General features: G+C 43.8%; 8 protein-coding genes. 2 read left to right on the top strand and 6 right to left on the bottom strand.

Annotation, left to right across the window (positions count from 1 at the left end):
• Window positions 1-105: 105 nt before the first annotated feature.
• Both G5B30_RS06315 and G5B30_RS06310 read left to right on the top strand, forming a co-directional pair.
• Window positions 106-3,240 carry a two-component regulator propeller domain-containing protein gene (locus tag G5B30_RS06315; RefSeq protein ID WP_165319114.1) on the top strand — a complete coding sequence of 1,045 codons (3,135 nt, stop codon included), beginning with the start codon at window positions 106-108 and terminating at the stop codon, window positions 3,238-3,240.
• Window positions 3,224-4,027 carry a DNA-binding response regulator gene (locus G5B30_RS06310; protein ID WP_165319113.1) on the top strand — a complete coding sequence of 268 codons (804 nt, stop codon included), beginning with the start codon at window positions 3,224-3,226 and terminating at the stop codon, window positions 4,025-4,027. Before G5B30_RS06315 ends, G5B30_RS06310 begins: the two co-directional genes overlap by 17 nt.
• Before the next feature lie 26 nt (window positions 4,028-4,053).
• On the opposite strand, the gene G5B30_RS06305 is transcribed toward G5B30_RS06310, so the two are convergent.
• From G5B30_RS06305 to G5B30_RS06280, 6 genes are all read right to left on the bottom strand, one after another.
• Window positions 4,054-5,916 carry a glycoside hydrolase family 2 protein gene (locus tag G5B30_RS06305; protein WP_165319112.1) on the bottom strand — a complete coding sequence of 621 codons (1,863 nt, stop codon included), beginning with the start codon at window positions 5,914-5,916 and terminating at the stop codon, window positions 4,054-4,056.
• A gap of 126 nt (window positions 5,917-6,042) precedes the next feature.
• On the bottom strand, window positions 6,043-6,510 hold the full coding sequence (locus G5B30_RS06300; RefSeq protein WP_165319111.1) for a lipocalin family protein: 468 nt from the start codon (window positions 6,508-6,510) through the stop codon (window positions 6,043-6,045).
• 52 nt (window positions 6,511-6,562) lie between these two features.
• On the bottom strand, window positions 6,563-7,834 hold the full coding sequence (locus G5B30_RS06295; RefSeq protein ID WP_165319110.1) for a glucose-1-phosphate adenylyltransferase: 1,272 nt from the start codon (window positions 7,832-7,834) through the stop codon (window positions 6,563-6,565).
• Between the two features lie 2 nt (window positions 7,835-7,836).
• Window positions 7,837-9,255: a glycogen synthase gene (locus G5B30_RS06290; protein ID WP_165319109.1), complete on the bottom strand. Its 1,419-nt coding sequence runs from the start codon at window positions 9,253-9,255 to the stop codon at window positions 7,837-7,839.
• Between the two features lie 3 nt (window positions 9,256-9,258).
• Entirely contained in the window at window positions 9,259-11,169 is a 1,911-nt protein-coding gene (gene glgB / locus G5B30_RS06285) for a 1,4-alpha-glucan branching protein GlgB (protein WP_165319108.1), read from the bottom strand.
• A 16-nt stretch (window positions 11,170-11,185) separates the two neighbouring features.
• Window positions 11,186-13,639: a glycoside hydrolase family 31 protein gene (locus G5B30_RS06280; protein ID WP_165319107.1), complete on the bottom strand. Its 2,454-nt coding sequence runs from the start codon at window positions 13,637-13,639 to the stop codon at window positions 11,186-11,188.
• Between the last annotated feature and the right edge of the window lie 282 nt (window positions 13,640-13,921).

Here is a 13,921-nt window from a genome sequence, read left to right as displayed (position 1 = left end):
CATTGACGCTACTATATCGTTTTTTTTCCTGTATATTTATCTACGTTTAATTAAAAAGGACCTTATCCAAACACCGGCTTGCTAAAAACAGTATACATATTCACTTTGTACGCCTTGTGGGCAGTCGCCCTCAAAAGCCAGCCATATTATTTCACCCACTATCAGGTCGAACAGGGCCTCTCCAATAATGCCGTACTCTGTAGTCTCCAAGACAGCAAAGGTTTTATGTGGTTTGGTACCAAGGATGGGTTGAATCGTTTTGACGGTTATACATTCAAGGTTTTCCAAAATGATCCATCTGCCGGTTCCTTATTGGGCAGTAATTATATCCGGGCACTCCATGAAAGCCGGGACGGCAAAATATGGGTAGGTACAGATCAGGGTATCTATATTTTCGATCCGGCTTTCGAACAATTTCGTTTGCTGCATGCTTCCATTGTTGATGAAATATTGGATATCCGGGAAGATCATACGGGTGATATCTGGTTTATCAGCGACCTTGTTCTCTATCAATATAAGACGAAAACAGACAGTATCGTACAGGTAAGCCATAAAATCAATGTCAGCGCGTTTTGTTTTACCAACAATGCACAGGAAGTATGGCTAAGTACAACCCATGGCCAACTGTTGCAGTACAATCGCCATACGGAAAAATTCACGAGCTATCCGATTTTTGAAGATGCACTTCCCAGCGTCGACCACTGGATCGAGAAAATATACTATACATCAGGTAACCAATTTATTCTCGGAACGAGAAAACATGGTATAAAGCTCTTCGATCTTATAAGTCATAGCTGTAAAAGCCTATTATCCCGGGATAATAAAAACGAAGCCATATTTGTCAGGGACATCATTCATCATAAGGATCAGGAATATTGGTTTGCGACGGAATCTGGAATTGTCGTCTACGATATGCAGACCGACATACATACCTTCCTTACCCGGGAAAAAGATGACCCTTGGTCCTTGGCAGATAACGCTGTATATACCTTCTGTAAGGATCAGGAGGGCGCAATTTGGGTTGGCACCTATTTTGGTGGAATCAATTATTATTCGAAAACCAATACATTTTTTGAAAAATTCTTTCCGAAGGACATTCCAAATGCGATATCGGGGTATGCGGTAAGAGAAATTGTCGCCGATAAATATGGTAAGATATGGGTAGGTACAGAAGACGGCGGACTGAATCGATTCGATCCGAAAACAACTTCGTTTACCAACTTCAAACCTAGTAGACAAGCCGGTTCGATCGCACATAGCAATATTCATGGACTACTCGCCACAGGGGATACACTTTGGATCGGTACATTTGAGCATGGGTTGGATTTATTGGATATTCCAACGGGGAAAGTGTTTCAGCATTACAATGCGGACGACACAAGAGGGGCTCTGGGCAATAATTTCATTTTCAACATTTTAAAAACGAAAAGAGGCAATATACTCTTGGCAACGGGGCGGGGTTTATATAGCTATAATCCAGTCACCAGATCTTTCAGTCGATCGTCGGATGTACCTAATTACATTTTTTATACGACATTATTTGAAGATAACGAAGGTACGATCTGGGTGGGAACGTGGCGGGATGGGCTGTTTTACTTCAACCCTTCTACAAAAAAGAAAGGACGCCTCACGCACGACCCAACAAATTTCAATAGTATCAGCAGTAATCGTGTCAACCGTATATTTCAAGATAGCAAAAATCAAATATGGATTGCGACTGAAGGTGGACTATGTAAATTCAATACGAAAAGTACAAGTTTTACCCGTTTTGACAAGCATAATGGTCTTCCCAGTAATCTTATCCTTTCCTTCATGGAAGATAATGCCGGTATCCTATGGATATCGACATCGAAAGGACTTGTCCGCCTGGATCCGGAGAGCAACGACATGAAGGTATTTACGAGAGCGAACGGGTTACTAAGCGATCAGTTTAATTACAATTCGTCTTACAAAGATGAGTCGGGCAACTTGTACTTCGGGAGTGTCAAAGGGCTGATACGCTTTGATCCAAGAAATTATAGGGAGACGGATTATCAGGCACCAGTCTATATCACAGGATTTCAGGTGCACAATCAGGAACTTCGTATCGGAACCGAGGATTCGCCGCTTCGCTCTTCCATCATCTTTACGAAAACGATCAAGTTGAAATACAACCAATCGACTTTCAGTATAGACTTTGCGGCGTTGAGCTTTACCTCGCCTACCATGACGGAGTACGCGTATAAAATGGAGGGCCTTGATAAGGAATGGGTACGCCTAAAAAAGAACCGAAAGGTTTATTTTACGAATATGGCACCGGGTAAATACACCTTTATAGTCAATGTCGTGGACTCGAAGGGATCGTTTAAAGGTAAAGAAACAAAATTATATATCGAGATTTCTCCGCCTTTCTGGGCGAGTACTGCCGCTTATTTATTTTACTTCGCGCTGGTTGTCGCGATAATTTACTATAGCATAAACAGCTATGATAGAAAGATCAAGGAACGCAACAGACGGCGTCTGGATACGATAAAACACCAACGTGAAAAGACGCTCTACCAAGCGAAGATTGATTTTTTTACGCTCATTGTCCATGAGATACGCACGCCACTTACGCTCATCAAAGCACCGTTGGAAAAAGTTATCCAAATGATCAATGCTACCCCGGCGGTGAAGCGAAACCTGGAGCTGATTGAACGGAATACCGAACGACTGATCACACTTTCAGGACAGTTATTGGATTTTCGAAAAGTAGAAGCAAATGGCTTTAGCTTATCGTTCAAAAAAGTTGACATTACCGATTTGTTAAGCGAGACGTACAGCAGCTTCCGTCTATCGGCAGAGAAGAAAAAAGTACAATTATCACTTCATGTACCGCAAGAACATATCTATGCCGATATGGATAGCGAAGCATTTGTGAAGATTATCACCAATTTGATGGACAATGCAATTAAATATTGCCATAGCTTTGTCCGCGTATATCTGGAATACGACAGCCTTGCCACATCGGCACAGATTAAGATTAGGGTGGTAAATGATGGCCCTCTTATCCCCAAGGAAATGCGTGAGAAAATTTTTGAACCCTTCTATCGCATGAAAGAAGGCATCCATAAACAAGGAACAGGTATAGGGCTGGCACTATCCCGATCGATGGCTGAACTGTTGAACGGTTCTCTTGAATTACAGTTTACCGACGATAATCTGAACACATTTATTCTTATATTACCACAAATGCAGACCGATAATGAACGTGAAAAATGATAAAGAAAACGAGACAGGCAAACCGACCTTGATCATTGCGGATGACCACCTGGAGATATTGGATTTTATTGCCGATGATCTGAGCGAAAGCTACACGACCTTAAAGGCTATTAATGGCCAGGAAATACTGGATCTACTAGCTCAACATACGGTACAACTCATAATCAGTGATGTCATGATGCCGATCATGGACGGTTTTGAGCTTTGTCGGATTATTAAATCTGATGTCGAATTCAGTCATATTCCAATCATTCTGCTCACGGCGAAGAATACGTTACAATCCAAAATAAAAGGGCTCGAAGAGGGTGCTGATGCCTATATAGAGAAACCTTTTTCCGTCGCTCACCTGCAAGCGCAGATACATAGTTTACTGGCAAATAGAAATAAAGTCCGGGAGTTTTTCGTCAGCTCACCGCTGGCGCATATCAATACGATGGCACACAACAAAGCGGATGAGATCTTTCTTGAAAAGTTGAATCAATTGATACAAGAACATATCGCCGATCCCGAATTGGATGTCGAAAAACTGGCCCAGATGATGTATATGAGCCGACCAACTTTATACCGAAAGATAAAAGCCATTTCAGACCTCACACCCAATGACCTGATTAATATTTCGAGGTTAAAGAAGGCGGCAGAACTTTTATCTTTAGGACAGTACAAAATTTTCGAAATTGCTTATATGGTCGGGTATAATTCGCAGACGCACTTTGGCCGAAACTTTCAAAAGCAATTTGGAATAACGCCGAGTGAATATATAGAACAGCAAAAGAGTAAAAATAAATAAGAAGGGGGCTTTCCAGCCCCCCATTATTATTTTATCTTATGTTGATACAACTTTTGATGCATCTCATGCAATTCATTCTCCGGGATTTTTATGACCTTTCGATCATAGGTCATCAATCCGTTTGTCTCGATTTCCACATCGGTAGTTTGCGTGTACACCGCCGCAGAGAGCCCTAGTGGAATAAGCCGGTTCAAATCGGACATCAACCGGTCATAGCGTTCTTTCAGTTCCTCTTTATTTTTAAAACTCTGGTATCCCCAGTTATCTTTCTCCTGCCAGGTATGTCCTTCGATCGGCAATCCTAATCCACCAAATTCACCCAATGCCAGTATCTGTTTGGCACCGAACAACTCCGGTCGGGGCATGATCGCATCCGGATAGTTGTGAATATCGAGGATATGCCCCGTTGGGAAGAAATTACCGCCACTGGCACTGTTGACCAATCGTGTAGGATCATACTGCTCCGTCCATTCGGTAATTTCTACCGTTTTGAATTGTCCCCAGGCTTCATTAAAAGGCACCCATATCACAATAGATGGAAAGTTATATAAGGCGTCAATTATCGCTTTCCATTCCTTGCGAAAGATCGCTTCGGACTCGGCGGAACGCTCCTTATCGTGCATCTGACCTCGGGTAAGTCCGGGACGCATATCCCATTTGTTTCCTCCGAGATCACCGCTCGGCATATCCTGCCAAACCAAAAGCCCCAATCGATCGCAGTGGTAATACCAACGTGCTGGCTCTACTTTGATATGTTTACGTATCATATTGAAGCCCATCTCTTTGGTCTTCTGGATATCAAATAACAACGCTTCGTCTGTAGGTGCGGTGTATAACCCGTCAGGCCACCAGCCTTGATCCAGCGGTCCATATTGGAAAACAAAGGTATTGTTTAACAGCATACGCTGAATACCATTGCCGTCCTTTTCCATAGAAATCTTCCGAAATGCAAAATACGAGGAAACTTTATCGATCACCTTTCCTTTTCGCAAGATTTCGAATGTCAGATCGTACAAAAAGGGATTTTCGGGCGACCAATGTATCGGATTATCAATCTCCAATAGCGACTTTTTGTTAGGAATAGCCCATACTTCACCGACCAATTCGCCACGTTTATAAGCCGCGATACGCACTTGGTCTCCTTCCTGGACATTGGAAACCTTTGTGTCTATTGTCAAGGAATTATGATCCAGATCCGGGGTATGTTTCGTCGATACGATATGTGTTTTTGCTACCCCTTCTAACCAAACGGTCTGCCAAATGCCGGTAACCGGTGTATACCAAATTCCCTCGGGGCTGACCACCTGCTTTCCATTGGGTTGTGGTCCTTCGTTCGTGGGATCCCAAACACCAATAACGATTTCTTGGAGCGCACCTTTTTTGAGAAATGGGGTGATATTAAACGAAAATGGATCAAAACCACCTGCATGGGATCCTACCTTCGTACCATTTACATAGACCTCCGTCAGCCAATCTACCGCTCCGAAATGTAAAAGGACTTCTTTACCCTGCAAAGCTTTATCAACGGTAATGTTTTTCTTATACCACAATGTATTTTCTTTACCGACGGCTTTACCCACACCGGATAAGGCAGATTCAACCGGATAAGGCACTAATATATCGCCATCCACGGATGCCGGTATGGTACCCAGTTTTCCCGGACGGATCGCATATTGCCAAATGCCGTTCAGGTTCTGCCAGTTTTCACGGACTAACTGCGGTCTTGGATATTCGGGCAAGGGATTCTTCGGATTAACTTTCTCCGCCCAGGGCGACGTGATCTTACCCGGTACAATGTGCCATTGTTCTTGAGAGAACAAACCTGAAATCGAAACAAAAAATAGCGTTATAAGTACAATTGCTTTACAAAAAAGAGTCTTTCGGTTCATACAGCTAATTAAGAGTAAATTAATGGGTCTTTACAAAGATGGCTGTAAAGGCACAATGTATTTCCTCATTTAGTCTCAAAAATTCATCATAATATCTTTTTACAAATTGCTCTCGACGCCGAATTATTACACTCTTACATAATGCATAGAAGTCCAATATCCATTACTATCCCCACCTACAACTGAAATGGAAACCCACGATCGATAAATTAACGATGTTGATGTTAGCGAAGTAATCTCAACAACCTCCTCACCATCTTCATCGTCAATAGTTAATGTCTTTTTATCACCAGAAAGTTTGTAAGTACCTTCACCGATCATAGGTTCCATCGGCTTGTTATCTTCGTCCATAAAGATGAATGTCTTTCTCACCTTCCCATTCGAGAAAAATTCAATAAAGATCTCAGTACCGTCCGAATCTTCTTCAGGTTCTTCTGTTTTACCTTCCTCCGTCACTTTATCAAGCTTCCACTTTCCCAATAAAGCGCTATTATTACCCGTATTACCGCTATTATTACTGTTACTATTTTCCGAAGGCTCAAAGCCCCTTAAATCAATTGTTGCCTTATTACAGGATACAAACAAGACAGTCACCAAAATGATATTTAAAATTTTAAGCATAATTGCAAAGTAACGGCAAAAAAAATTAACATCCGATAGTCATTCCATTTGGAATAACCGCATTCTTCTTGATGACCACTATTCCATCACGCACCGTATACTCCTTATGATCTCCATCTTCCAGATGATCTCCCCCGGTTATACGGACATCATTTCCAATACGACAATCCTTATCCAGAATAGCCTTTTCAATATAACAGCGTTCGCCGACGCCTATCGGTGGCGGTTGCTGGGTATTAATCAATTCCACGACCTCATTCAAGTCTTCGTAATAATCAGAACCCATCATATACGTCATCTTGATCACTGTACCACGGCCAATCCGAGAACGGACTCCAATCACCGACCGCTCTATTTTATCCGCCAGAACAATACATCCATCGGCTACAATCGCATTGTTGAGAGTCGTGCCCGATATTTTGGATGGCGGAAGCATGCGCGGTCGCGTAAAGACAGGATCACCAAACAAGTTAAAAGAAGGTATATTATCGGTTAGTTGTATATTCGCGTCAAAAAAAGAACTGATTGTACCAATATCGGTCCAGTAACCGTCAAAGGGGTAACTGAGTACCTTAAGCTTACCAATCGCATTAGGAATAATTTCCTTTCCAAAATCCATTCCCGGATCCTCCGTCAGCAGTCTTCGCAACACATTCTTGGAAAACACATATATTCCCATAGAAGCCAAATAATTTCTTCCCTGCTTTTCCAGATCTTCGGATACATTGGAAGTCCATTCTGGCAATACATCAGCCTTAGGTTTCTCTATAAAAGATGTGATCTCATTGTGCTCGTCGGACTTCAATATCCCAAACCCTCCGGCCTCCTTCGCCGTGACCGGGATGGTCCCAATCGTAATCTCACCTCCATGCTTTACATGGAAATCGACAAGAGCGGAATAATCCATCTGATAAAGCTGATCTCCAGATAATACCAACACATAATCATAATCTACACTGATCATGTTTTTTTGCGTCCTCCGTACGGCATCTGCCGTTCCCTCAAACCATCTATCCCCCTCATTGGTCTGTTCGGCGGCAAGGATATCGACAAACCCCTTACTAAAAATACTGAAGTTGTAGGTGTTTTTAATATGTTTGTTCAGCGACGCTGAATTGTACTGCGTCAGTACAAAAATCTTATTGTAATTCGAGTTCAGACAGTTCGATATCGGAATATCCACCAACCTGTACTTTCCTGCGATGGGAACAGCCGGCTTTGAACGCTGATCGGTCAACGGATATAATCTGGTTCCCCTTCCTCCTCCTAATACGATAGAAACAACTTTATGCAACATAATCAATTTATTAATTGGTCATACAAATCTTTATACTTCTGTGCTGATTTATCCCAAGAAAAATCCAGTGACATGGCACGTGATCGAAGGACTTCCCAATCCTTCTCCGTCTTATACTGCTCTAAAGCACGTTCTACAGCCTCCTCGGCATCATTCCCTCCTAACTGCGCAAATACAAAACCATATCCACCATCCTCCGAAACATCCTTGACGGTATCTTGCAATCCACCGATACCCCTTACAATAGGTATCGTACCATACTTTAAGGCATACAGCTGATTTAATCCGCAAGGCTCTACCCGGGAAGGCATCAGCAACATATCCGATGCGGCATATACCTGATGGGCCAGTGCTTCATTATATCCGACAAAGAGCCCCATATGCTTCGGAAATTCCGCTTTTAAATCCGCTAACTCGTCCTCGATCTGCGGATCACCCGAGCCCAATATAAATATAGTAATTTCAGCCATATTTTGCGAAAGCAAATTGCGTATTATTTTACTGAGACAATCGGCTCCTTTTTCCAGTGCAAACCGACCGATAAAGGAAAGTAGAGGCAGCTGCTCACTCAATCCATATTGTGCACATAGCTTTTTCTTATTTTCCTGCTTCCCTTGTGCAGCTGTCGGCAAAGAATAGGTAGCCGGGATCAGCGGATCCGTAGCCGGATTCCAATAGCTAACGTCTATTCCATTGACGATACCTCTTGATTTCGCCGATTCATCGCGGAATAAATGCTGAAGGCCATTGGCTTCCACATACAACTCCTCCAAATAACCTTCGGATACCGTCGTATAGGCGTCACAACATTTAATAGCTGTCGCCAAGGGATTAATCATACCGTCCCAATCCAGCAATCCCCATCTCCAGGTGTCAAATGCGGGAAGTATAATCGATTTGTTCCATCCCATCCAACCTTGATATTGCCCGTTATGCACGGTAAACACCGTTTTTATGTCTTTCAGACTGTTAAATTCATTTGCATATCGGATTAGGAATGGAATAAGTCCTACGTGATGATCGTGACAGTGGATAATATCCGGTGCTGTGCGATCATATTTTATCCACCGCAAAAACGCATGCTGAAAAGCAATCCACTGCTCGGCCTCATCGGCATAACAATAGACTTCCGGACGATCCAGTTTGCCAGGTATCTTAATCAGGTACAAGGGGAACCCCAACTTATCTACACGTTCTTTAAAAACAATATAGTTCAGCGGTTCCGACCCTTGGTAGAATGAACCCTCCGCCACTTTATCCCATTCATTTTCACGCACAAAGGGTGTATCATACCAAGGCATCACAACGGCGGCATCTATACCCAAGTGGCGTTGGTATTTGGGCAAGGAACCCACTACATCGGCCAGGCCACCCACCTTGGCTACCGGAAAACACTCGACACTAAGATGTAATACTTGCATAAACTATTTGGCTAACTTAAACACTAAACCACCTAACGGCGGTAAATCTACTGCGATCGAACAAGGCATGCCCATCCAAGGGACGGGATTCGTTGTAGGCTGTTCAACAATCATTCCAGAGCCATATAAATCCAGGTCATCGGAATTAAACAGGATTTTCCATTCTCCAACCGCAGGCACACCTATCCTATAATTTCTACGGATCACGGGGGTCAAATTCAAGATCACCACGAGATCATTATCCCGATCGTGCCCTTTTCGGAGATAGGCAAACACCGAATTTTGCCGATCGCCATATTCCACCCACTCAAATCCCGATGGACTAAAGCTCTTTTCGTACAGCGCCGGTTCGCTTCGATACATTGCATTTAACCGTTTCACACATTCTTGCATACCGCGGTGGGGCGCATATTCCAACAGGTGCCAATCCAAAGACTGGTTGACATTCCATTCGGTTGTCTGTGCAAATTCGCCCCCCATAAACAGCAATTTGGTACCGGAGAACGTATACATGTACAGGTATAATGCTCTAAGATTGGCAAACTGTTGCCATTCGTCGCCCGGCATTTTGTAAATCAATGGCCGTTTGCCGTATACCACCTCATCATGCGACAGCGGGAGCATAAAATGTTCGTGATAGGCATACACGGTAGCAAACGTCAGTTTGTCGTGATGATAGGTCCGGTTAATGGGATCCTCGGCAAAATAGGCAAGTGTATCGTGCATCCAGCCCATCATCCATTTCATCCCAAATCCAAGCCCATTATCGTACGTGGGCTTGCTTACTCCCGGCCATGAAGTCGATTCTTCAGCAATGGTCTGTACATCTGGAAAATGATGATAGACCGCTTCGTTAAATTCTTTAATAAAATGTACCGCTTCCAGATTTTCACGTCCGCCAAAAGCATTCGGCACCCATTCACCCTCTTTTCGGGAATAATCTAAATAAAGCATGGAGGCCACAGCGTCAACCCGCAGGCCATCAATATGATACCTATCCAGCCAGAATAAAGCGTTACTGATTAAAAAAGAACGCACTTCATTTCGTCCGTAATTAAATATATACGATTTCCAATCCGGATGAAATCCTTTCTTCGGATCTTCATGTTCATACAACGCGGTCCCATCAAATTGCCATAGACCGTGCGCGTCGCCGGGAAAATGTGCCGGCACCCAATCCATAATTACACCTATCCCACTTTCATGCAGCTGATCGATCAGATACATCAAGTCCTGCGGCGCACCATAGCGGGAACTCGCCGCAAAAAAACCGGTTACCTGATAGCCCCACGACGGATAATAAGGATGCTCCATCAAGGGCATAAATTCCACATGTGTAAAGCCCATCTCCCGCACATAAGGCACCAGCCTATCTGCTATTTCGCGATAGCTTAAAAACCGATTGGGATGAGCCGGATCACGCATCCAGGAGCCGATATGCAGTTCATACACGGCAAAAGGCCTGTCCAGTCGGTTCCGCTCCTCCCTGTCTGACATCCACTGCTCATCCTTCCATTCATACCAGGTCGTGCTAACGATGGAAGCGGTTTTGGGTGGTAACTCTACGAGCGTCGCAAAGGGATCACTTTTTTCCAGCCTTTCGCCACGTTGCGTGACGATGTGGTATTTATAGACCTCACCTATCCCGATATCAAATATGACCCCTTCCCAGATACCGCTTTCATCCCAGCGCACAAGAAGCTGATGATTATAGGGATTCCAACCGTTGAAGTTCCCGATGACCGACACCGACTGTGCATTGGGCGCCCAGACGGCGAAATAAACGCCTTCTCGCCCCTCAATAGAGACAGTCTGCGACCCCAATTTTTGGTACAGACGAAAATGCTGCCCTGCGCGGAACAGATTAACATCAAAATCTGTCCATAACGAAAATGCTTCAACGGTCTTTTCCATAATTACCTTCTATAGTTTATTGCAGCACAAGTTTCTTAAAATCATTGTCCACGACAACGTACTTTTCGTTGGTCGCCGCATCATCAAGCAGCGGCACCTGAATACCGTCTACGATAACACGGTCGGGCTGAAAAGGTAGTCCGACAAAATACAGTTTATAATCATCGTACCGTTCGGTAAACAGCCCCTCTCTTTGCTGTAACACCGTCAGGGAAGTGGACGTTCCGATCTGGATGAAATGTCTTTCCAGATAGATATTCTGCTCAAAGGCAAAGGTATCACCGTGATCGGTATAGCCATAACTGTGATGTTCTCCCTCGTCGAAATACACCAGCAACTTCAAAGCTTCAATTTTCTTTTCGTTGGTATATTGCATGACCGGATACTCAGGCAGGACTGTTCCACCTTTTACAAACAATGGCATCTCATCCAAGGGCGTCGGTATACTGATCTCCTGACCTCCCGAAAATACCTGATTCGAAAAATAATAGTACCACTTCCCTTCCGGGAGATAGACAATCTTGGAGGTCTCCCCCGGATTAATAACCGGAGACACCAACAGGTTGTCGCCAAAAGCAAACTCTTCCTCGCGCAGTAGGTTTTTATAAATATGTTGCTCTAACAAGGACACCGGTCTTAAGATCGGCAGCCCATATTTGTGTTGTTGCCAGAATACCGCATATATATAAGGCAGAAGTTTGTACCGTATCTCGATGAATTTCTTACATATCGCTTCCCACTCGGGGCCAAAAGACCAGGGTTCACGATCGCGCGTATCGCCTGCAGAATGTACACGCATAAAGGGTGAAAATACACCAAACTGCATCCATCGGGTATACAGCTCGCCGTCCGGATTTCCGGTAAAGCCACCGATATCCGTGCCGCAAAACGATAGTCCCGATACCGAAAGCCGTTGAAGCTGCAATAGCCCTATGCGCAGATGCTCCCAGGTGGCCACATTATCGCCTGTCCATACCGACGAGTAACGTTGTGTCCCCGCATATGCTGCCCGTGTGATCGTAAACGGACGTTTATTCTGGTAGAGTTTGCGCAAACCATCATATGTCGCGCGGACCATCTGCATCCCATAGATGTTGTGTGCCTTACGATGTGAACCTCGGTAACCATCAAAGTGGTGACGTACATCATCGGGAAATGTGCCCCGTCCGAATACGGCGGGCTCATTCATATCGTTCCAAAAGCCGGCGACGCCATCTTCCACTAGCCCCTTATATAAGGTTCCCCACCACTCGCGCACTTTCGGATTGGTGTAATCCGGAAACTGACATCTTCCCGGCCAGACAAACCCCTCCATAAAGTAGTCGTCCCCCCTTCTACAAAAATAGCGGTTGTCATGTCCCTCTTTAAATACCCAATAATCTTCATCCACCTTGATTCCCGGATCAATCATCACAACCGTTTTGAACCCATTGGCTGTCAGATCGCTTATCATCTTCTTGGGATCCGGAAAATAGTGTTTATTCCAGGTAAAACAGCGATAGCCGTCCATATAGTCAATATCTAAATAGATGGCATCACAAGGGATATCCCGCTTTCTGAATTCTGCTGCCACCTGCCGGACTTTATTTTCGGGATAGTAGCTCCAGCGGCATTGGTGATAACCTAAGGCCCATAATGGCGGCATGTAATGGGTTCCGGTCAAGGTATGGTATCGCTTAACCACATCCATCAACTTCGGCCCTTGTATGTAGTAATATTGCAGTTCTCCTCCCTCCGACCAAAAACTAGTCTGATCGGGATACTCAGCCGCAAAATCAAAAAACGTCTTGAAGGTATTGTCAAAGAAAATACCATAAGCTTCGCCCTGTGTGACTCCCAGATAAAAAGGTACCGTTTTGTAGAGCGGATCCTGATTGAACGCAAAGGAATAGGTGTCCGAATTCCAATTCGTTATTCTTCTACCCCTTAAATTTAGATTTGAGGCCTTGTCACCACCTCCAAAAAACACTTCGTCTTCGGGAGCATGCTTTGTACAGTAGACATAGTAGCCCCCAAAATCCGGATTCTCCTCCCAATGCATAGGCGCATAATCGGCATTCACCGTTTTACCTTCGTGATCTCCAAATGAAACGATAAAATTCTTTTTTCGGATACTACAAGTCACAGCAGCAGTCACAACATGATAGCTCAATTCATCTTCAACGATATGATGTGCGTTTGCATGTTCCTCGATATCCACTACCGCATAAGAAAAATCTTCTAAGAAGGCGCCCTGGGGGGCCAGCCTTACCCGAATAATCTCATCCGTGACAACCTTGACTTCTACACGGGCTTTTCCATCGGTAAAGATGTAGCTGTTGGCTTCCTTTACATATCCCGATACTGCACGAAGGTATTTTTTCTCAATTTTTGGCAAATCCAATACAGGATTATTGACATGATGCATCTCCTCCAACGATTCCTGGTCGATCAGGTCTATCGCAAATTCTTCTTTTTTTGTATCCCCCATAACAACATTTTATGCATAAAAATAACTTAGCAAGTTTAGCTGGTTTTAAAATACGATTAATTTTGTTAAAAATTACAGCCTGTTTAAAATTCATTTAAAACTTTTTCCAATAGTATATATAGTCTCCAAGATATACCCCTCGCTATCTCGGTTTTTTATAAAGTCACCTCCATACAGATGGGTAGTGAATAAGTCTTGAAGAATAGGCATATTTTTCAGAAAAATATGTACCTTTGTATTCTTTTTTAGCAGGAATCATGCTTGATGGAGCAAATTTAATAC

Origin of the sequence: Sphingobacterium sp. SGG-5, assembly GCF_011043525.1 — a bacterium.
Lineage (GTDB): Bacteria > Bacteroidota > Bacteroidia > Sphingobacteriales > Sphingobacteriaceae > Sphingobacterium.
The sequence above is the reverse complement of the archived record's forward strand: the minus strand, read 5'-3'. Positions and strand labels throughout refer to the sequence as shown.

Excerpts from the sequence above, each read along its gene's own strand:
- G5B30_RS06310 (WP_165319113.1), top strand. The coding sequence starts at position 3,224 with ATGAACGTGAAAAATGATAAAGAAAACGAGACAGGCAAACCGACCTTG.
- G5B30_RS06280 (WP_165319107.1), bottom strand. The coding sequence starts at position 13,639 with ATGGGGGATACAAAAAAAGAAGAATTTGCGATAGACCTGATCGACCAG.
- glgB (WP_165319108.1), bottom strand. The coding sequence starts at position 11,169 with ATGGAAAAGACCGTTGAAGCATTTTCGTTATGGACAGATTTTGATGTT.
- G5B30_RS06305 (WP_165319112.1), bottom strand. The coding sequence starts at position 5,916 with ATGAACCGAAAGACTCTTTTTTGTAAAGCAATTGTACTTATAACGCTA.
- G5B30_RS06295 (WP_165319110.1), bottom strand. The coding sequence starts at position 7,834 with ATGTTGCATAAAGTTGTTTCTATCGTATTAGGAGGAGGAAGGGGAACC.
- G5B30_RS06290 (WP_165319109.1), bottom strand. The coding sequence starts at position 9,255 with ATGCAAGTATTACATCTTAGTGTCGAGTGTTTTCCGGTAGCCAAGGTG.